This window comes from Serratia sp. 25CWL12, assembly GCF_055790885.1.
In genome coordinates this window covers 2,765,598-2,787,189 of sequence record NZ_CM147698.1, presented here as the reverse complement: position 1 = coordinate 2,787,189, position 21,592 = coordinate 2,765,598, and the positions used below count along the sequence as shown (strand labels likewise).

Below are 21,592 nucleotides of genomic sequence, written 5' to 3'. Positions count from 1 at the left end.
AATAATACCATAACTTTCGTGAAAACTGTGCACTGCAGTAGTCTCAGTATCCTGTCAGCAGACCTCTTACCTAGCCCCTATTCCATTATCCTCGGTACGTAAAAAGTGACTGATATTGGGTAATTTTATTCAATACGCGCGGTTGTTCCTCAGGCAGGCTAGTCCCTGTATCCCAGTTTATTCAAATTTGTCACCGGCCATCCAATCAGCCAACGACAGGTAGAGCTGATTCGTGAGGAACGTCTTATCAATCAGCCTTCCTCCAGTCACTTGATTCACAAAATATTATATGGGGACTTAGCAATGACAATTTACTTCTCTATGGCCGCCTTTGCCTTGGCAACGTCCATTACACCAGGGCCAGTTAATATTGTGGCTTTCGCCAATGGTGCCCAGGTTGGTTTTTACGCCAGCTTGCGGCATGTTACCGGTGCGACAGTGGCTTTCACCTTATTACTGATACTGGTTGGCTTGGGGCTCAATCAGATACTGATACGGTGGCCGGGGCTGACTGCGGCGATTTTGTGGGCTGGCGTGGTTTTCTTGCTGTATATGGCTTACCAGCTTGCTGTTGATAGTGGGCAATGGCAACAGGACCAACACACCAAGAGACCGTCTTATTGGTATGGTGCCGGGTTGCAATGGTTGAACCCGAAAGCCTGGTTGGCTGCAACGGCAGGTATGGGCGCATTTGTTGGTGATAGCGGCGAGGGCCTGTTATGGCAGTTTGCTCTGATCTACTTTGTGATTTGTTATGCCTCAGTTGCCATTTGGGTTTGCGCAGGCAGCATGCTGAGTCGTTTCTTGCAGCGTGCACATATTGTGCGGTACTTCAACCGGCTGATGGCGCTGTTGTTGGTACTCAGTGCCAGCTATTTGGTGGTGGAAGGGGTTTGATATTGACCGGGTGTGGCGGCTAACAACTGTTTAAACGTTCGTTGAAAGTGAGCTTGATCGGCAAAACCACTTTTGTGCGCTACGGCTGCGATGGGCAAGCCATGTTTCAGTAATCGATGACCATACTGAATACGCTGATTAACCAGATAAGCATGGGGGGTCATACCATAGTGCTTTTTAAATGAGCGGATCAGGTAAGAGGGGGAAAGCGCCGATGCCTGGCAGATGGCTTCCAGTGTCAGGGGTTCTGTACAGTGATGACGGATAAACCTGGCTGCTGTTGCTAACTTCGGCGAGTGGTCAAACAGGGAAGGGGACGTAACCCCTAATTGTTGCAGCAAGTTACTAAAGTAATCGACTAGCGCAATTTGTTTCTCCAGATGACAACAGCTTGGGGTGGTTAAAATGCGATATAACTGATTCAGACCATTAAACAGTGTGGCATCATGGCTCACAATATCAGCAAAAGGCCTAAAACCCGGGCTTTTGTCCTCACTGTTTTCTTGCTGTAATTTTGCCAACCATCGCGGGTCGATATAAAACATGATGTAGGACCAGCATTGATTGCTAATTGGGTTACAGCCATGAGCTTGTTGCGGGTTGATGATAACCACATCGCCAGTCTTAACCTGCAGTTGTTGATCGCCGTTGAGATAATGGCTATGGCCCGCAGTAATCGCGCCAATAGAGAAAAACTCATGGCTGTGCATGGCATAATGTATGCGACGGCCATCTTCAATGGCTCGGGCTTCAACAAACGGCAGGCGTTCGTCACGCCAAAACTGTGGAATATCCTTGTTCATTATTTTTTCCTGGTTGCCAATGTTGAATATATACTCAAATTTGTTCAGATTACAGCCATTAAACGATTTCAAACCACCTCGAGAATATCATCATGGTTACGCCAAAACTAAAAATAACAAAGTCCTTAAACGGGTTACTTTTGCCACCGGTGGTGTTGGCGGTTTGCGGAGTAGGAATGTGGATTATTCATTGGTTGTCCGGCGGGGGCTGGCAGGGGAACACCTTTATTCTCAGTTTGGCTACGGTGTTGGTTGTGCTTTCCTTTGCCATGATGCTCAGCACCAGTTTGGCTTTTCACCGTGCCAATACCACCGTACATCCGCAAAAATTTCAGCAGGTTAATGTACTGATGGTTAACGGTATTTTCCGCTTTAGCCGTAATCCAATCTATCTGGGGCAACTACTATTATTGGCGGCGTGGGCCTTGGTTTTGGGGAGTTGGCTGGTCTGGCTCGGGTGGTTGCTGTTTTTTGTTTATCTCGACTACGTGCAGGTTCCGCGAGAAGAACGTTTTCTCACCCAGCGCTTTAGCGCAGAGTACCCGGCATATTGCCAGCGGGTAAGGCGCTGGCTTTAAATTATGGCCCCGATGTGGCAGATCGGGGGGCGGGTAGATTAGTCCTCTTGACGTGCTTGTAACTGCCGCTGATGTTCATCGCTGGCGGCTTGGATCTCTTCCAGCACGGAACCGACATCAGCGCGTTTATTGCTTTCACTGAATTTGCCTGTCAGCACACTGGCTGGTGTCAGGTTACCTTCCTGATAGAGCGCCCAAATCTCTTTGGCGTACTGGGTACCAAGCAGTTGTGGTGCATACTGACCATAATATTGCGTCATATTGTTGATATCACGGGCGAACATGCTTTGGGCATGGTTGTTGGCTGCGGCATCGACCACCTGCGGTAGATCGATGATAACCGGCCCGTCTTTATCCATTAATACGTTGAATTCGGATAAATCCCCGTGTACCAAACCGGCACAAAGCATCCGTACTGCGTAGTTCATCATTAAAGCATGGTCATGCAGTGCCTGCTCAGGCGTCAGCGTAACATCACTGAGACGCGGTGCCACCAGGCCCTCTTCGTCGGTGATCAACTCCATCAGCAGTACCCCATCCAGACAGATATCCGGCTGTGGCACACGAACGCCCGCTTTAGCCAACAGGTGCAAGGCATCTACCTCGGTATTCTGCCAAGACTCTTCTTGTTGTTGGCGACCAAATTTGGAGCCCTTTTTCATCGCGCGGGCGTCACGGCTGTTTCGTACTTTACGCCCTTCCTGATAGTTTACTGCTTGTTTGAAGTTACGTTTATCCGCTTCTTTGTACACTTTGGCGCAGCGGATCTCATTACCGCAACGCACGATAAATACGTCGGCTTCTTTGCCACTTTTTAAACGGCGGATGACATCATCGATTAAGCCATCATCTACCAATGGCTGGAGTCGTTTTGGAATTTTCATGCAGCCTTGTATCCTAATTCGGCTCTGGTGTAAATGTTCTGTTTGTGTTTGCGACTTTACGTTGTCTCGGTGGTCATTCAGGTTGCCATCTATCCGCAACTCGAATGATTTTGGGTATAGTATATCTGTTTTAGTTACTGAATGAACGCCTTACTCAAGGTAGGGGCTCAGTATTCAATCCTCAGGGATCAGATGGAGTGGTGATGAAATCAGCATTGTTAGTGATTGATGTACAGCAAGGCCTGTTTACGCCACCGCCAGCAGAGGCGGTTGAGGTGATTGAACGGATTAATCAACTGACTGAGCGCGCTCGGCAGGCAGGGGCACCGGTGATTTTTATTCAGCATCAAACGCCTCAGCAGGAACTGGCTTACGGTAGCCATGGTTGGCAAATTCATGCCGATTTAAGCGTAGCGAAGGGCGATTATCGGGTAGATAAAACCACCCCGGACAGTTTTCTGTCGACTAATTTGGGTAAATTGCTGATCGCCGGGGGAATCAGTCAATTGGTGATTTGTGGCTATTCAAGCGAGTTTTGTGTTGATACCACCACCCGCCGGGCGGCCGGATTGGGTTATCCGGTGGTGCTGGCAGCCGATGCGCATACCAGCCATGATAAACCGCACGCCAGTGGTTTACAGATCCGCGCTCATCATAATGCCACATTATCGAATATCCGAAGCTTTGGCGTACTAATCAGCGCGCTGCCGAGCGCAGAGATCCAGTTTGAAGCAGATTGTGATGTTCAACACTGATAGCCGCTGGCAGTAGCCTAACCAGATAAGTATTTCCCCAAATAGACTCAAAATAATTTGAGTTGCTGCGCATCCTGCAGGCGGGCACCTTGCGTGCCCATCAAGTAACACAGGCCATTTTGGGGCAAGTTAACGCCGCATTAGGGTTACACTTTTTTGCGTTGGATTAAATGCGGCAATCAAGTGGTTTTTTTTGATAAAAAGCAGGTCTCATTTAAGCGAGGTCCAGCTTGAGTGAGCGGATCATCGCCTGTTTGGCGGTTTCAAGATGGCGGAGCAGTTCTCGCGCTGCCACCTGATCATTGCGGCAGAGTAGCGCACTGAGAATCGCCATATGCTCTTCCATCGAGATGATATTCTGTTGCTTGAGATCGGTTTCATCCCATTGATAGTGGAAATGAAAAATAACCGAAATGACCTCCATTGCCTGATTGAAAAATCGGTTGTTGGCAGCGGAGAGCAGCAGACTGTGGAAATTGCGGTCCAACTGAGAGAACAGGCGATAATCGGTGGCGATGGTGTCACGCAATTGCCGATGTTGGATCAGCAGCTCTTTGGCCTGTAACCAACGGGGATCCTCTACCGGCAAATTGATAAAACGCGATAGCGCGTGGGTTTCCAGCATTTGCCGCAGTTCGAACAGTTGCTCGGCATAGTGTTGATCGAGTTTTTTCATCCGCCACTGCCCGCGTCGGACATTATCAATCAGGTCATAACGGCTGAACCGCAGCAGAAATTCCCTCACCACCACTGGGCTGACGTTAATCTGACGAGCCAGTTGCAATTCAGTAAATGAGTCCCCAGCACGTAACTGTCTTTGATTAATCATCTGGTAGAACGCCTGTTCAAAGCGTTGGGTCTGTTCATCCAGCGAGTGGGTGATGCAGTCAAAGCCATCTTCCGCGAGGGGGCGCCGCAGGATCACATAATCACCATTGACCTTTTCTAATACGCCACGCTGATGCAGATGGGCCAAGGTGTGACGCACCGTGGTACGGCTGATGTTATACATTTCCGCCAGAGTAGCCTGCGAGGGCAGTGGTGAGTGGAGGTGACCATTGATGATGCTATCAATCATCTGATTCACCACATTTTGCCGCAGGTTCTGCGTTCTACTCATGGTTCTTTTCCGCTGTTATGCCTTTTTATCTATTTAAAACCCATTTAAAGCCATTTATTTTGCGCCGCATCACAAAATTCCTGCGTGAGCTAAACCCCAACCGCTTTTATACCGGATAACGACAACCAAGAATTTTTAGCCCCAGTTTGCGGTTTCAAACACGATGGGCACCACCAGATGCAAGGAGTAAGACAAAAGATGAAAACATTAAATCGTAGCGAATTCCCTGGGGCACAATATCCTGATCGTATTATCCAGTTTGGTGAAGGTAACTTCCTGCGCGCTTTTATCGATTGGCAAATTGACTTGTTAAACCAGCATACCGGCTTGAATGCAGGCGTGGTGGTGGTGCGCCCCATAGACAGTGATCAACCGCCATCTTTAAATACCCAGGATGGGCTCTATACCACGATTATTCGTGGGTTGAATGAGAGTGGCGAGGCGGTTTGTGAACCACGCCTGATTCGTTCGGTTAATCGCGAAGTGAACCTGTATCGCCAATACGAAGATTTTCTGGCGTTAGCCCATGATCCGGCGATGCGTTTTGTCTTCTCCAACACCACCGAAGCGGGTATCACTTATCTGCCAGAAGATAAATTAACCGATGCCCCCGCCACCAGTTTCCCGGCTAAGCTGACACGTCTACTGTTTGAACGCTTTACCCATTTTTCCGGTGCCGCAGATAAGGGCTGGGTACTGTTGCCTTGCGAGCTGATTGACTACAACGGCGAAACCCTGAAAGAGTATGTGCTGCTTTATGCACAGCAGTGGCAGCTACCGCACTCATTCATCGATTGGTTAAATAACTGCAATACCTTCTGTTCCACACTAGTTGACCGCATTGTTACCGGTTACCCGCGCGGTGAAGAAGAACAGTTGCAGCAGCAGTTGGGCTACCGTGATAGTTTCCTGGATACTGCGGAGCACTTCTACCTGTTTGTGATTCAGGGCCCGCAATGGTTGGCAAAAGAGCTACATCTGGATCAATTGGCGCTTAACGTTCACATTGTTGATGACATCAAACCCTATAAAGAGCGCAAGGTAGCTATTCTTAATGGCGCGCATACCGCATTGGTGCCAGTGGCATTTCTTGCTGGCTTGAATACGGTGGGTGAGGCCATGAGCGATGAGCAAATCGGTGGCTATGTAGCACGCACGATTGCAGAGGAAATTGTTCCGGTGCTTGACCTGCCACAAGAGGAACTGAAACCTTTTGCTGAGGCCGTGCAAAACCGCTTCCGTAACCCGTTTATTCAACACCAACTGTTATCCATCGCACTTAATGGCATGACCAAATTCCGCACGCGTATTCTGCCGCAGTTACTGGTCGGTCAGCACAAGAGTGGGCAGTTACCAAAACGCCTGACTTTTGCCCTGGCGGCACTGATTGCCTTTTATCGCGGTGAGCGGCCAGCGGGAAGTTATCCGTTGCAGGATGATGCCCATTGGTTAACACAGTTTGAAACGCTGTGGAGTGGGGTAAACAGCCATAAACTGACACTCGTGCAGTTAGTAGAAAGTGTGCTGGCCGATAAAGCACACTGGGGGCAGGATCTGAATGAGGTACCCGGGCTGACCGCAGCGGTAACGCAGGACTTGCAGGTTATTCTGCAGCGCGGAATGCGTGCTGCACTGCAACAGATCGACAAATAATCGTATAACGACTTATTGCGGATGCCGGTGGACCAACGTGGGTTGGTCCATGCAAATTAGATTGAGAACCCCTTCCTGGCACCCTATACTTGCAGTGCCAGCAAAATGTACTGCTTTGCCCCTATCCATTTTGCAGTTTGTATTGCGTTAAGGATATTATCACCGCGATATGTCTTCCCTGATTGAAACACCAAAGGTAATTCCATGATTAATAATGATGTGCTGCGCAGTGTGCGTTACATACTGGCGTTGAATGACGTAAAAATGGCGGCAATCGTCAAACTGGACGATTTTGACGTCGACGCTGCAGCCATGAAGGCTTATACGGTTAAAGAGGGGAAGAGGGGTTCGAAAAATGCCCGGACGAAGTCATGGCCCATTTCTTGAATGGTTTGGTGTTCTTTAAACGCGGCAAGGATGATAAATTTCCAGCGCCGGCATTAGAACTGCCGATTACCAATAACCTGGTACTGAAAAAATTACGTGTCGCCTTTGAACTGAAAGATATTGATTTGCACCAGATTTTTACTGCCGTTGATTTCCGGATCTCCAAACCGGAATTGAGTGCGTTATTCCGCAAGCCGGATAACAAAAACTACCGCCCGTGCGGTGATCAGATGTTACGTTACTTTCTGAAAGGGTTAGCCTTGCGTATCCGCGGCGCTTAAACCGAGGGCGTCTTGTGGGCACGAACTCCGCAATGAGTCGAAGGGGCCGTTAGCCCCTCACGGTTAATCTTGGGCTATAGGTTGTTTGCCACTTAACTGGCCCCATTCGCTCCAGGCTCCATCATACAACTTGACTTGCTTGGTCCCCAGAGATTGCAACCCCAGCGCCAATACCGCTGCGGTGACACCTGAGCCACAACTGACGATGGTTGGCCGCTGGAGATCAACACCTTTAGCGCGGAATGTGGCTTCTAGTGCTGCTAATGATTTAAAACACCCCTTTTCCAACAGTTCGTCATAAGGAACGTTAATACTGCCAGGAATATGACCTGAGTGCAGACCGGGGCGCGGTTCCGGTGCTTGGGCGTGAAAACGTGCAGCCGAGCGGGCATCCAGAATTTGCCATTCGCTATTTATTGCCTGTTCCACCTGCGGCATATTCACTACGGCTTCCGGGTTAAAGTGGGCATGAAAGTGCGCGGGTACCGGTTGTGCTGGACCTGTTTCCAGGGCATAACCCCGCGAGCGCCACCCCTGCAAACCTTCATCAAGCACCAAAACATTCGGCGCACCAAAATTACGGAAGGTCCACCAGCCACGTGGGGCAGAGAACAGATTGCCTTCGTCATAGAACACAATGGTATGTTGTTCATTGATGCCCAGCTTGCTCACCGCAGCACTAAAATCCTCGGCGCTGGGGAGCATATGTGGCAGGGTGGTGTTTTTATCTGCCACATCATCAATATCAAAATAAACCGCACCAGGAATATGGCCTCGTTCAAACTCAGCCAGCATATCCTTCTTGGGGACCTGACCTACCGGAGACATCCGTACATCCACTATCGCCAGATTTTCATCGTCAATATGTTGCTCAAGCCATTGTGCAGAGACTAAAAAAGGTGAGTTCATGGTTAGTGTGCGCCTATGAGTAAGCAGTAGGAGAGTGTCATCATATACCCGTCAGAGTTCAAGTTGCAGTGGCCCCTGCAACTTGAAAAGGCAAGGTAGAGGGTTAACTGCTCTGCGCTAATTAAATCACCAGCGACTACTTTTTATCAGCTTGAGGGACTGTGATATTGACACCATAAAGACGTAATAAAGTAGGTGCATCTTCAACATTAGTGAAGGTATAACGTACTTTTACCGCGGCACTGGCAGGGACCATTACTTCAGCCGCACTCGGTGATAATGACGTTTTCAATAGTGAAGCAAAACCACTCGCATCGAGTAACACTAATGAATTAGCTTCATTAAGGTTAGTCAGCCGTACTGGTTTGTCTGATTTATTACGCAACGCCAAGGTCACTTCGTACTCTTTACTCTCCTTTTCGCCGACTTTGGTTGCAGAGAGCACCGAGGCCTCAATAAATTTATTCAACCCTTCTTTTTCGGTAATAATGGTTGCACTATCAACACTTTCACCAGTTTTTCGCCCATCATCAATGCCGCTTTTGACACCACTTAATGTGTCTTTGCCCGTAGATACCAAACCGGAGACAAAACCTTTTACGCCATCCTTAATAGTGGCAGCGTCTTCAGCTAAAGCAGGTACAGATATCAGTAACGTTAATGCCAAAATGGTTTTTTTCATATCCCTAACCTAATTAATTGTTCGCCTTGATTATTCAAGCAAGCGGGAACATCAGTGCGCGGTATTCCCGTTAGCCGTATTTGCCTGATCGCTAGTGGTTACCACTTTTTCCTGTGGTACGGTGGCACGGGTATATATATTCAACCCAGCTAGGAAAACGCCGCCTAGAGAACCCAAGGCACATAAAGTGATAACGATGACCAACACTTTTTTCAACATAATGGTTGTTTCGCCGGAAATAATTTGAGCCGCAGCCCTATAAACGAAACTGAGTATAAGCGATTTCCCCCGGCAAACAACAGCCAGACTATTCACTGACTCGCCCTGTTTTTGCCGGTTTGGGAAACAGATATTTACCCAGGGTCACCAAAACCACCGCTGCAACAATGATGACCAAGGCCACCCATTCACGAAGGGTTAGCGATTCGCCAGCAAAACCGACACCCAGTAACACGGCGACCACCGGGTTGACATAGGCATAGCTGGTGGCCACCACCGGGCGCACGTTTTTTAGTAGAAACATATAGGCGCTGATCGCCAGCATTGAACCAAAAACAATCAGATAGCCGAGAGCCATAAAAGCGCTGAAACTGGGCATCTTATCCAGATGCTCACCACTCAATTGACTGATAATGGTCAGTACCACCCCGGCAACCAGCATCTCTGCAGCCCCCGCCATTGGGCCAGCGGGCAAAGAAACTTTTGCGCTGAGCAGCGAACCAAAGGCCCAACTGGCGGAAGCCAGCAAGATCAACAGCGCTCCCATAGGGTTACCCACCAAATTGTTCCCGGTATTAAGCAGTACAATGCCCAGCAGACCCAGCGCGATACCGGTCCACTCGAGTCTGCTATTACGCATTCCCCAAAATAGACTGAATCCCAGGGTAAATAGCGGAACCGTTGCTACCATTACGGCAGCTATACCCGAAGGAACCTGTTGGTGCTGAGCAATGGTGACCAGCCCGTTGCCTACCGCCAGCAACAGGATGCCGATAACCGCCGCTGCCATCCACTGTTTCAGCGTGGGCAGCGGGTAACCGCGCAGCAACAGCAAAACGAACAGCAAAGAACCGGCGACCAGAAAGCGAACACCGGCCATCATCAACGGTGGCCACCTTTCAACCCCAACCCGTATGGCAAAATAGGTTGATCCCCAAACAATATATAATGTGAACAGAGCACCGATTAACGGCAGGAGATGACGATTTTTTTTGCTCAACATACGGCTTAATTCGATAGGATGAAAGAGGTTAGGAAATTCAGTAAACCTTAAGCTGCAGTGATTACGCAATGTTTTTTCAGGTTGAGAACCCAATCAGAGAGAGAATGGAGAGGAGAGCGAAAAACATTGAGCAAACAGGTGGTGTTGCCTGGTTTTTGGGAGTAGCTGATGGGCTTTAACGACGCTACCGTCTTCTAAATCAGCCAATTGCCTAAGCTCGACAAAGAGCTGCATTAAGAACGCCTTTCTTTGACCACAAGTTAAACCGCCGATAGATGGCACGCCAATGTCCAAAAGCGTCTGGGACATCACGCCAAGGGCAGCCAACCTGCATTCGATACAAAATACCTTCCACCGTATTTCTGGGTTCTGGCTTGCTATAGACGCGACCTGTTCTTAGCATCAAGAGGATTAGCGTTGACCAGTATTCATCTGTTGATATCGTTATTGGCATATTGTACTGTCATGGTTAGTTTTTGGCGAAAGTAATTATACCAGTCCGTCATGCCGCCTAATAATCCACCACTAAAGATCAATAGCCCTAAGCTATTAGGAATATTCTTATTCACTATGTTTCTTTTTTCATCAATAATAGCGGTAATCTCACTAGTCCGATGTCTATATTTTGACCAACTCTCCACATGGCGTGCGATATCTGTTTCCACCAAGGGATGCCAGAGAACCATCACGGAGCAAAGGTTAAAACATCATTAAAGTATCAAATGGAGTTAAGAAGTAATGGAAAAATCGATAGTTTTGGCTGTTAACAATGGCGAAGGGAAAACCCGTTTATTAACCGCGAATGCCAACAATGCAGTTAAAGTTAAATTAATTCACGGTAATAAATACGTCTTAAAGAATCTAGGCAATGATTTTGCTCCGGAGAACGTGACTTTAGTTCGTGTCGGCAAGGCGTTGCACGTGATCCAGGAAGGGGACACACAAGCCAGTATTATTATTGAAGACTACTTTAATGGTGAAGCCAACAACCCGGTGTTACTGGGAATGGCTGAAGATGGCCAGCTGTATGCCTATGTTCCCTTGTCCGGGGAAGGCTATGAGCACGGCTATCTCTTTACTGATGGTGAGTCATCGCCTGCAGCATTAGGCGGCCCATCTCAAGGCAGTGGTGAAGGCATTTTTGTCGCTTCTGATGATAATCATGATGCGCTGTTTGGTTTTTTGGGTTTTCTGGCGGCAGCGACAGCGATCGGCGCTGGGGCCGCGGTTGCCTATCATAACCGTAGTAAAGATGATAATAATCCTGAACCGACCCCTCCGGCAAAACCGGCGATTGGCGGTGCACTTGACCATACGGGTTCTATTCAGGGCCAAATTAAGAACGGCGGCCAGACAGATGAATCTCATCCTACCTTAAGTGGTACAGGTGTCGCTGGTAACATCATCACCGTGTATGACAACGGTAGTGCCATTGGCAGCGTGGTCATTGATGGCAATGGCAACTGGACATTTACCCCTGATCAAGCAATGGGTGACGGCACTCACCAAATGGTGATCACCGAGACTGATCCGTCTGGTAATGTCAGCTCGCCTTCTGATCCTCTGAACTTCACGGTTGATACTACACCGCCGGATGTCCCTGGTATGCAGCATGTCATGGACAAAACGGGGGACGTTGTCGGTGAAATAAAACCGGGTGATTCCACGGATGATCCACGTCCTGTCCTGACCGGTAGCGGTCAGCCAGGTGACAAAGTGACTATCTATGACAACGGTAATGTGATTGGTGAGACCACCGTCAATGAAGATGGTCGTTGGTCTTTCCAGCCAGAGACACCGATGACTGATGGAAAGCACAACATCACGGTTTCTGAAACCGACCCTGTGGGTAATGAGAGTAAGCAGAGCGGCGGTTGGGAATTTAACGTCGATACACAAGCCCCTTCTAAGCCTGCTATTGGGAGCGTTATCGATGACGTCGGTGCCCTGACCGGCCCATTGACCAGTGGCAGCACCACGGATGATACCCAACCTGAACTGAAAGGCGTGGGGCAACCTGGTGATGTCATTATTATTAGTGACAATGGTCAGCCGATTGGCTCAACGGTTGTTAATGGTCAAGGTGAATGGAGCTATCAGGTTGAAGAGCCCCTGGCTGAAGGCAACCATAGCCTGACAGTCAGTGAAGTTGACCCGGCGGGTAATGCCAGCACACCTTCTGATCCTATTGTGATTGTGGTTGATACCACAGCACCAGGGCAACCTGATGTGTCGAATGCCCAGGATGACGTTGGTGCTATCACCGGCCCAATCAAGAATGGCGGTACAACCGATGATACTCAACCTAAATTCAGCGGTGGCGGCCAACCTGGCGATATTATCAATATCTATGATAACGGTGAAAAGATTGGTTCAACGGTAGTTGGGGATAACGGCAAATGGAGCTTTACGCCTGAGACACCACTCGACGAAACCAATCACAGTATTACCACCACGGCAACCGATCCGGCGGGTAATGAAAGTGCGCCATCTGAGCCGTTGAACTTTACTGTCGACACCACGTCTCCGTTAGATGACCCTGCCCATTTGGCGATTACTTCCGTCGAAGACCGCGTGGGCGGTAGCCAGGGTGCGGTGGCCAAGGGTGCGGTGACTGATGACAGCCAACCGTTGATCCGCGGTATTGGTACTGCGGGTGATACGGTATTTGTCTACACCACCGATGCTGCTGGTCAGCATCTGATTGGTAGCGCAGTCGTGCAAGACAATAATACCTGGAGCATGTCACCAGAACTGCCATTGTTAGAAGGCAGCAACCAACTGGTGATTATTGCTCAGGATCCTGCAGGCAACCGCAGTAATTTCTCCTCTCCGAGCTATGACGTTACGCTGTACATCCCGGTATCTACTGAACCGTCTATCGGCAGTGTGGTGGACAACGCAGAGCCACACGTGGGTCCATTGCAGAAGGGCGAAGTCACCAACGACACCACCCCAACCCTGAGTGGGAGTGCAACAGCCAACAGCCTGGTCAAGATCTACGATAACGGTGAACTGATCGGTTCAACCACGGCCAACGGCAAGGGTGAGTGGACCTTTACCCCCGATGTGGCCCTGAAAGATGGCAACCATAATCTGACCACCACCGCAACGGATATCGCAGGTAATGTCAGCGCACCAAGCGGCAGCTTCGGTATTAATGTTGACACCACCGTGCCTAATTCGGCTGGCGATATCGTTATCACCGACAACGTGGGTGAGAAGACCGGTGAAGTGAAACCGGGGGATACCACCGATGACCGTTCACCAAACCTGAACGGTACCGGCGAACCCGGCGGCACGGTCACTATTTATGATAACGGTGAAGAAATCGGTACTGCCAAGATCGATGATGAAGGTAAATGGACTTTTACACCGAGTGAGCCGCTGGATAATGGCGACCACACCCTCAATACCACGGTGACTGATCCGGCGGGCAACGTGAGTGAGCCAAGCCCGGATATCAAGATTGCGGTGGATGATACCCCGGTGCTGGTACAGCTGGGTTCAATCAATGACAACGTAGGGTCTGTAACCGGTAACCTGCAACCCGGTCAGGTCACCGACGACGCGCGTCCAGAACTGAACGGCAGCGGCAAGCCAGGCAGTGTCATCACCGTGAAGGATGGGGATGATGTGCTGGGTACCACTATCGTCAAGAAAGATGGTAGCTGGAGCTTTACGCCAGATGCGGATCTGAGCGAAGGCAACCACAGCCTGACCGTGACGGCAGAAGATGCCGCCGGTAAGACCGTGACCTCTCCTGCCTTTGAGCTGAAGGTAGATACCATCGCGCCAGAGCAGCCAGTGCTGGGTAATGCCATTGATGACGTAGGTGATGTCCGTGGTCCATTGACCAGCGGCAGTGTTACTGACGATGCCAACCCGACCTTCAAGGGAACGACAGAGCCAAATAGCATCATCAATATCTATGATGATGGAAAACTGTTGGGCTCGGTTGCTGCCGACGACGATGGTGCCTGGTCGTTTACCCCAACCACCCCATTGGTGGAAGGTGAACACAAGATCACCACCACTGCGACGGATGAGGCGGGTAACACCAGTGATCCATCTGAAGTCTTTAAGTTGACTACCGACTACACTGCTTCGCCAATTGGGCCAGGCTTCCTGGAGATCACCGGTGTGGAAGACCGTGTGGGCAATGAGAAAGGTAACGTTGCATCAGGAAACAGCACCGATGACAGCCAGCCGCTGATCAGCGGTATTGGTACCAAGGGCGATATCATCATTGTGTACACCACTGATGCGGCAGGTAATCACCCGATTGGCAGCACCAAGGTACTCGATAATGGCACCTGGTCACTGACGCCAACCACCCCATTGGTGGAAGGCAACAACCAGTTGACCATCGTGGCGGTCGATGCGGCGGGTAACAAGACCACGCCAAGCACGCCGTCTTATGACATCAATGTAGACATCACTATTCCTGCCGAGCCAGCAATCACCAGCGTGGTGGACAACGCAGAGCCACACGTGGGTCCATTGCAGAAGGACGACTTCACCAACGACAGCACCCCAACCCTGAGTGGGAGTGCAGAAGCCAACAGCCTGGTCAAGATCTACGATCACGGTGAACTGATCGGTTCAACTACGGCCAATGGCAAGGGTGAGTGGAGCTTTACCCCCGATGTGGCCCTGAAAGATGGCAGCCATAGTCTGACCATCACCGCAACGGATGCGGCAGATAACGTCAGCGCACCAAGCGGCAGCTTCGGTATTCATGTTGACACCACCGTGCCTAACCCGGCTGGCAATATCGTTATCACCGACAACGTGGGTGAGAAGACCGGTGAAGTGAAACCGGATGATACCACCGATGACCGCTCACCAAACCTGAACGGTACGGGCGAACCAGGCGGTACAGTCACCATCTATGATAACGGCAAGGAAATCGGTACCGCCAAGATCAATGATGATGGCACGTGGAGCTTTACCCCAAGTGAGCCGCTGGATAATGGCGAGCACACCCTCAATACCACCGTGACTGATCCGGCGGGCAACGTGAGTGAGCCAAGCCCGGATATCAAGATTGTGGTGGACGATACCCCGGTGCTGGTACAGCTGGGGTCAGTCAATGACAACGTAGGGTCTGTAACCGGTAACCTGCAACCCGGTCAGGTCACCGACGATGCACGTCCAGAACTGAACGGCAGCGGCAAGCCAGGCAGTGTCATCACCGTGAAGGATGGGGATGATGTGCTGGGCACCACTATCGTCAAGAAAGATGGTAGCTGGAGCTTTACGCCAGAGACCGATCTGATCGAGGGTAACCACAGCCTGACCGTGACGGCAGAAGATGCCGCCGGTAAGAAGGTAACCTCTCCCGCCTTTGAACTGAAGGTAGATACCGCCGCCCCAGAGCAGCCGGTGATGGGTAACGCCATTGATGACGTAGGCGATAACCGTGGTCCATTGACCAACGGCAGTGCTACTGACGATGCCAACCCGACCTTCGAAGGGACGGCAGAGCCAAATAGCATCATCAATGTCTATGATGATGGAAAACTGTTGGGCTCAGTTGCTGCCGGCGATGATGGTGCCTGGTCGTTTACCCCAACCACCCCATTGGTGGAAGGTGAGCACAAGATCACCACCACGGCGACGGATAAGGCGGGTAACACCAGTGAGCCATCCGACGTCTTTAAGTTGACCACTGACTACTCAGCACCCGATGCCAGCAAAGTGGCGATCACCGGTGTGGACGATCAGGTGGGCGGCAAGACCGGCAATGTGAACTCAGGCGGCACCACTGACGACAGACGTCCAACCATCAGTGGGACCGGTGCGGAAGCGGGTAACATCATTACGGTATACCGCGGTGACCAAATGATTGGCTCGGCGGTTGTGAAGAGTGATCTCTCCTGGTCGATGCAGCCGGACCTGCCGCTTGTGGATGGTGTGGTTGTGTTGACCGCAACAGAGCGCGATCCGGTCGGCAACACCACCGATAAGTCACCGGTTTACAGTATTACCGTCAGTACAGCCCCACCGGCACCACCGGTGCTGGGGACGGTCATCGATAATCAGGGGCCAGGACCAGAATCGGTGGCATTGCAGCCAGGGGATGTCACCAATGACAACACCCCGACACTGAACGGGACTGCGTTGCCAGGCGGCACGGTGACGGTTTACGACGGTAAGAATGAACTCGGTACGGCCAAGGTAGACGACGACGGTAAGTGGAGCTTTACGCCACAGCCTGCACTGGGTGAGGGTAAGCATGACCTGACGGCGACGGTGACCGACAGTGTCGGTGTCACCAGTGACCCAACCGGTATCTTCAATATTGTCGTCGATACGCAGGCACCAGCACCGGCCACCAATTTGAAGGTGGAAGATAAGATGGGTGCCGAGCAAGGCGATATCCTTGCTAACAAAACTACCGACGACAGCGCGCCAGTCATCAGTGGTAAGGCTGAACCGGGCAGTGTGGTTCATATCTATGATAACGATAAGGAAATCGGTAGCGCGCCGGTGGATGACCAAGGGAACTGGAGCTTTAAGCCGAACGACCCATTGGGTAATGGTCAACATGACCTGACCACGACCGTGACCGACAAGGCCGGTAACACCAGCGATGAAGGGCAACACCTGATCTTCAAAGTGGATGTGGATCTAACGAAGGTACTACTGACCGGTCTGGAAGATAACCAGGGCAATGACCCGGTCGGTAAGGTGGAGCAGATAGCCCAGAACGGGGTGACGAATGATTTGCGTCCGACCCTCATTGGTACCGCGAAGGCGGACAGTGTGGTCACCGTCAGCGATGAAAATGGCGTAGCACTGGGCAGCACCACTGCCGAAAGCAACGGTGAATGGCGCTTTACGCCAAATGCGGATATGGACCAGGGTGAGCATACCTGGAGCGCCAGCGCCAAAGATCCGGCAGGGAATATCAGCACCAGCGGTACCTGGGTGTTTACCGTCGACACGGTGGCGCCGAACGTGCCGTTTATCGACTCGGCCGCAGACAATGTGGGTGCGCCACAGCCGCAAGGCATGCTCAGCGGCAGTGCCACAGATGACCCCTACCCGGTCCTGACAGGTCGTGCGGAAGTCAACAGTGTGGTGATGGTGTATGACCAAACCGGCCTGTTAGGCTCAGCGAAAACCAATGACAGCGGTGTCTGGACGTTCAAGCCAATCAGTAGCCTGAATGAAGGCACGCATGATTTTTACGTCACGTCCACCGACAAGGCGGGTAACGTCAGCCAACAATCGGCAATCTTTACCCTGACGCTGGACTTCACGCCACCGGATGTGAGCAAGGTGGCGATCACTGAAGTCGTCGATCAGTATGGTTTGGTGACAGGCCCGGTCAGCAAGGGTAACGTGTTGGATGATCGCAATCCGTTGATTAACGGTACCGGTGCTGAAGAGGGTAACACCATCACGGTATACAGCACCGATGGCAATGGGCTGACCAAAGTACTGGGTACCACCACCGTAGGCAGCAATGGCCAGTGGACGTTGACCGCGACGGGCTCACTGTATGACGGTAAAAACACGTTGACAGTAGAAGAGACTGACAAGGTAGGTAATAGCGCCAAGCCGAGCACCAGCTATGACGTTATTATGTCATTGACCCCAGGCACTCCGGTTATCGACAGTATTATTGATGATACCGGCGCTACCCGTATGCCATTGGCTAGCGGTAGTTTGACCAAGGACAATACGCCAACCTTGAGCGGGACCTCTTCGGTGGCTGAAGGCGATACGATTACCATCTATAACGATAAAACTGTGGTAGGTACGACTACTGCAGGCCCAGGTGGTAGTTGGAGCTTTACACCCAACCCGGCATTGGCAGACGGTACTTACAACTTCAAAGTGACGGGGACCAACGATGCAGATCAGGAGAGTGCGCCGAGTGCGACTCAAACCATCACCATTGATGCGACGATTTCTGATGCGGTAATTACCATCACCTCAATCAGTGATGACTTGGGTATCAGCAATACCGACTTCAACACCAGCGATAGCACGTTGTTGATTAACGGTTCACTGAACAAGGCCCTGCTGGCAGACGAGTGGGTCGAAGTGAGTGTTGATGGCGGCCAAACCTGGACCAAAGCGAGCAGCACGACCGCCAGCAGTTGGACGGTAGATCTGCAAAGCAAGCCGTTGACGTCAGCTGACTATACCATCCAGGCGCGTGTGGTTGATCAGGCGGGTAATATTGGTGACACCGATGCACATGCGCTGACCGTGAGCACCGTGGCACCGAACCTGAATGGTATGACCACCACAGCGGGTATTACCACCGATACCTCGAACGGTTTGACCACCGGCGATCTGTTCAGCCACAGTGCGACAGCGGTAAACAGCGATATGAACACCCGCGACCGTACGGTGACCATCAAGGGGGCGTTGAGCGCTGCGCTGCAGAACGACCAGTATCTGCAGATCTCCTTTGATAATGGGAGTAACTGGACCACGCTGTTGTCTGAAGCCGGGACTAACTGGAGTCATCAGTTGGCTGCGGTCACTCAGAGCACCACGTTTAACTACCAACTGCGGGTGATTGATGCGGCCGGTAACCTGGGCACTAACGTCAATTTCAATAGCAACTATAAGGTTGTGATTGATCTGGAGGCACCGAATGCGATCCTTGGTGCACCTGAGGTACCGCAAATTGTTAACAGTACCACCACCTACACCTTCAATGATGCCAAATACGGTAAAGTTGAAGCGGGGACGATTGTCTCACTGGTGAGTGATGTCAACGGTAATGGGACCTACCAGGAAGGGCTGGATCAGATTATCGGTTTTGCCAGAGCCAATGATGAGGGTAACTGGTCAATTAGCAGCACACTACCAGCCGGGGCACATAATCTGGCCTTTATGGTGTGGGATGAGGCTGGTAACCGTTCTTCGTTAAGTGCCTCCACCAGTATCGGGGTCACTGAGGGTGATGGTAATACGCTGATCGTGCAGAAGTGGGGGGGACGACCGATGGGGAAGGCCTTGGCGTGAATGCGGCAGCAGTGACCATTGGGACAAATGGCTTGTGGTCATTCTTCCAGAGTGCGCGTGCTGCAACGGGCACAGGTACCGCTAACGCTGGGCGAGTCTACAATATGCAAAACCTGGAGGATTACAACTCCAAGTACCTGGCACAACCAAGCGATGTAACCGAGGGAAGTTATGGCCGCTTTATTAACTCGGCGACCTTTGCGGATATTAACCGAGATGGTTTGACTGATGTGATGTCACAGGTCAGCTCTTATGGTAACGGTGGACGTACTGCCTACTGGATGCAGAATGCCGATGGCAGTTACACGGCGAAATCAGTAGACCAAGGCAGCCTTAACCACTTAGGGGGGGTGATAGCCTATGACCGTCACGGTGATGGCTATCTGGACTTTGTGTTGGCGGACTCGGAAGCAGACTCTATATCGTTCCTTAAGAACGAAAATGGTGTACTGAGTGCTGACGGCACAAATGGTAATCCAGGTGGTGCGCTGCCTGCTGGCTTGAGCTTTATGCACGAACTTGGGGCGGTGGATATCGATAATAACGGTACCATTGATATTACTGGCCATGTCGACTTCAACACACTTACGTCGAACGGAGGTAACCTCGGGCGCGGTCTTGCTGTCTTGTATAACCAGACCACAGGTACCAACCAGACCAACTTTGGCAAAGTAGATATTTATTCCAATGTGTTCCGCAATGACGGCCATGAAGATGCCGGTGATAGGGCCATTTCCATGACCTATGCCGATTACAATGGTGATGGTTGGTTGGATCTGTTCCTGAGCCGTGGTTCTAAAGGCGCTACTGTTGGTAACACTGATGAAAGCCGTATCTATCTGAACGATGGCACGGGTAATCTGAATGCTACAGACGCTCAGGCATTATGGTTTGGTGACAACTTGGATGGTGGTGTTTCATTGGCGGTTGACTGGAACCATGATGGTAAAATGGACATCGTTGAAGTGCCACGCTCGGGTGTTACCGCTAGCCCTGCACTCTATCTCAACACTGGCACTAACAACTGGTCGGCTGCCGGCATTGCTCTGACAGCAACAACCTACAGTAATCTGACGGGTGCAGTCGCCCTGGATTATGATTGGGATGGTTCAATGGACCTGGTGCTGTATCGTTCAGGTGCAGATGGCGCAGTGGTGTCGAGTGATAATGCTGCACCGACCTTGCTGGTGAAAAACACCAACATTGCCGCTGATGGTACCAGCCTGCAGATCCGTATTGTTGATGGCCAAGGCATCAATACCTTCTACAGCAATACCGTCAAGCTGTATAACTCGAAGGGTGAGTTGGTGGCAACGCAGTTGATTAACCCACAGTCCTCGGGCTCGAGCAACAGTATGGGTCTGGTAAGCTTCTTCGGGTTGGATCCGAATGAAGTTTACTCGGTGCAGTTGTTGCGTATTACCAATGGCCAGACCAACCATGTTGGCGCAGAAAGTAGCCAAGGCGGTTACACCAATAGCACGGTTAATGAGAACTGGGGTGGCTTAACCACCGGTAAATCCCATGATGCGTATGTACTGACGGCGGAAAGTGATACTGCTGCCACCAATACCACTGCAACGGGCATTGTCGGTACCGGCTATAACGATACCTTCTTTGCTTCAGCGGGTGACGATACCTACAACGGGAGTGGTGGCTGGAACCAGATTGTCAGTGGTAAGGCAGTCTGGAGTGAGACAGCGGGGATGGATATCGTTGATTACAGCCGTTCTTCTGCGGCCATTACGGCTAATTTGTGGGAAGGTACGGCCACAGGCCAAGGCTCTGATAAGTTGATCAGTATCGAAGGCTTGATTGGCTCTAGCCAGGCGGACACCTTTACTGATAACTCGGCTAACAACCTGTTTGAAGGCCGCGGCGGCAACGATACGTTCTACCTGATTAACGGTGGTAACGATACGTTGATGTATAAGGTCTTGGCAGGGATGGAAACTGACGGCACCGGCGGTAATGGCAGCGATACTATCCATGGCTTCCATGTGGGTGACGTGGTGACTGACGGTGATGCGGACCTGATTGACCTGAGTGATCTGCTGGACTACAACGGCTCAATCTCCTTCTTCCAGGATGATGGCAATATGGAATTGGACTACTCTTCCCAAGGTATTCTTAAGTACCTGAAGGTGGAGAACGTCGGCAATGACACGGTGATCAGTATTGATCGCGATGGTTCAGGCAATGCGAACGTCTTTACCAGTGCCATTACGTTGGCTAATGTCCATACTGATCTGGAAACGTTGTTGCAAAATAACCAAATTATTGTCTAAGCAATAACCAAATTATTGTCTAACCAATAAATAGGGAGCCCACAGTGGAAACACTGTGGGCTTTTTTGTATAGCTGATCTTACCCAGCAATAGTGGACACGGCACTAAGTGAGCAAACTCTTAACCCAGAGATGAC

Annotated in this window: 15 protein-coding genes and 1 pseudogene; 8 read left to right on the top strand and 8 right to left on the bottom strand. The window is 50.9% G+C overall.

Annotation, left to right across the window (positions count from 1 at the left end; genetic code table 11):
* The first annotated feature begins 303 nt into the window (after nucleotides 1–303).
* Nucleotides 304–897 carry a LysE family translocator gene (locus ACX9GV_RS11870; RefSeq protein ID WP_473195666.1) on the top strand — a complete coding sequence of 198 codons (594 nt, stop codon included), beginning with the start codon at nucleotides 304–306 and terminating at the stop codon, nucleotides 895–897.
* Here the strand turns inward: ACX9GV_RS11870 and ACX9GV_RS11865 are convergent.
* Nucleotides 873–1,700 (bottom strand): AraC family ligand binding domain-containing protein, encoded by an 828-nt coding sequence (locus tag ACX9GV_RS11865; RefSeq protein WP_473195665.1) that lies wholly within the window; start codon nucleotides 1,698–1,700, stop codon nucleotides 873–875. The two genes, ACX9GV_RS11870 and ACX9GV_RS11865, sit on opposite strands and share 25 nt — an antisense overlap.
* A gap of 176 nt (nucleotides 1,701–1,876) precedes the next feature.
* On the opposite strand from ACX9GV_RS11865, the gene ACX9GV_RS11860 reads away from it, so the two are divergent.
* Nucleotides 1,877–2,278, top strand: coding sequence for a methyltransferase family protein (locus tag ACX9GV_RS11860; RefSeq protein WP_473195664.1), 402 nt, complete (start codon nucleotides 1,877–1,879; stop codon nucleotides 2,276–2,278).
* Between the two features lie 38 nt (nucleotides 2,279–2,316).
* Here ACX9GV_RS11860 and ACX9GV_RS11855 read toward each other — a convergent pair whose 3' ends face one another.
* Nucleotides 2,317–3,162: a PA4780 family RIO1-like protein kinase gene (locus tag ACX9GV_RS11855; protein ID WP_473195663.1), complete on the bottom strand. Its 846-nt coding sequence runs from the start codon at nucleotides 3,160–3,162 to the stop codon at nucleotides 2,317–2,319.
* A 203-nt stretch (nucleotides 3,163–3,365) separates the two neighbouring features.
* Between ACX9GV_RS11855 and ACX9GV_RS11850 the strand changes: the two genes are divergently transcribed.
* Nucleotides 3,366–3,917 (top strand): cysteine hydrolase family protein, encoded by a 552-nt coding sequence (locus tag ACX9GV_RS11850; protein WP_473195662.1) that lies wholly within the window; start codon nucleotides 3,366–3,368, stop codon nucleotides 3,915–3,917.
* A gap of 214 nt (nucleotides 3,918–4,131) precedes the next feature.
* On the opposite strand, the gene ACX9GV_RS11845 is transcribed toward ACX9GV_RS11850, so the two are convergent.
* Nucleotides 4,132–5,037: a GntR family transcriptional regulator gene (locus ACX9GV_RS11845; protein WP_473195661.1), complete on the bottom strand. Its 906-nt coding sequence runs from the start codon at nucleotides 5,035–5,037 to the stop codon at nucleotides 4,132–4,134.
* Nucleotides 5,038–5,235: 198 nt separating this feature from the next.
* On the opposite strand from ACX9GV_RS11845, the gene ACX9GV_RS11840 reads away from it, so the two are divergent.
* The 3 genes from ACX9GV_RS11840 (at nucleotide 5,236) to ACX9GV_RS11830 (ending at nucleotide 7,358) form a co-directional block, all read left to right on the top strand.
* A complete protein-coding gene (locus ACX9GV_RS11840; protein WP_473195660.1) occupies nucleotides 5,236–6,690 on the top strand; it encodes a tagaturonate reductase in 1,455 nt (484 codons plus the stop codon).
* Nucleotides 6,691–6,894: 204 nt separating this feature from the next.
* Complete coding sequence (locus tag ACX9GV_RS11835) at nucleotides 6,895–7,077, top strand: DUF1456 family protein (RefSeq protein ID WP_473195659.1); 183 nt, start codon at nucleotides 6,895–6,897, stop codon at nucleotides 7,075–7,077.
* Nucleotides 7,062–7,358, top strand: coding sequence for a YehS family protein (locus tag ACX9GV_RS11830; RefSeq protein ID WP_473195658.1), 297 nt, complete (start codon nucleotides 7,062–7,064; stop codon nucleotides 7,356–7,358). Before ACX9GV_RS11835 ends, ACX9GV_RS11830 begins: the two co-directional genes overlap by 16 nt.
* Nucleotides 7,359–7,421: 63 nt before the next feature.
* Here the strand turns inward: ACX9GV_RS11830 and sseA are convergent, their stop codons facing one another.
* From sseA to ACX9GV_RS11805, 5 genes and pseudogenes are all read right to left on the bottom strand, one after another.
* The gene (gene sseA / locus ACX9GV_RS11825) at nucleotides 7,422–8,267 is read right to left on the bottom strand and encodes a 3-mercaptopyruvate sulfurtransferase (protein ID WP_023492066.1); all 846 of its coding nucleotides are present in this window, start codon (nucleotides 8,265–8,267) and stop codon (nucleotides 7,422–7,424) included.
* Between the two features lie 136 nt (nucleotides 8,268–8,403).
* Entirely contained in the window at nucleotides 8,404–8,949 is a 546-nt protein-coding gene (locus tag ACX9GV_RS11820; RefSeq protein ID WP_473195657.1) for a hypothetical protein, read from the bottom strand.
* Nucleotides 8,950–9,256: 307 nt separating this feature from the next.
* A complete protein-coding gene (gene yedA, locus ACX9GV_RS11815) occupies nucleotides 9,257–10,171 on the bottom strand; it encodes a drug/metabolite exporter YedA (RefSeq protein ID WP_473195656.1) in 915 nt (304 codons plus the stop codon).
* 165 nt (nucleotides 10,172–10,336) lie between these two features.
* Nucleotides 10,337–10,625: pseudogene (locus tag ACX9GV_RS11810) on the bottom strand (transposase); the annotation flags it as partial.
* A complete protein-coding gene (locus tag ACX9GV_RS11805) occupies nucleotides 10,600–10,836 on the bottom strand; it encodes a hypothetical protein (protein ID WP_473195655.1) in 237 nt (78 codons plus the stop codon). The pseudogene ACX9GV_RS11810 and the gene ACX9GV_RS11805, both read right to left, overlap by 26 nt.
* 73 nt (nucleotides 10,837–10,909) lie before the next feature.
* Here ACX9GV_RS11805 and ACX9GV_RS11800 point away from each other — a divergent pair, with 73 nt between their 5' ends.
* Nucleotides 10,910–19,168 carry an Ig-like domain-containing protein gene (locus ACX9GV_RS11800; protein WP_473195654.1) on the top strand — a complete coding sequence of 2,753 codons (8,259 nt, stop codon included), beginning with the start codon at nucleotides 10,910–10,912 and terminating at the stop codon, nucleotides 19,166–19,168.
* Nucleotides 19,165–21,456: an FG-GAP-like repeat-containing protein gene (locus ACX9GV_RS11795; protein WP_473195653.1), complete on the top strand. Its 2,292-nt coding sequence runs from the start codon at nucleotides 19,165–19,167 to the stop codon at nucleotides 21,454–21,456. The genes ACX9GV_RS11800 and ACX9GV_RS11795 overlap by 4 nt, the downstream gene beginning before the upstream one ends.
* Nucleotides 21,457–21,592: the final 136 nt, after the last annotated feature.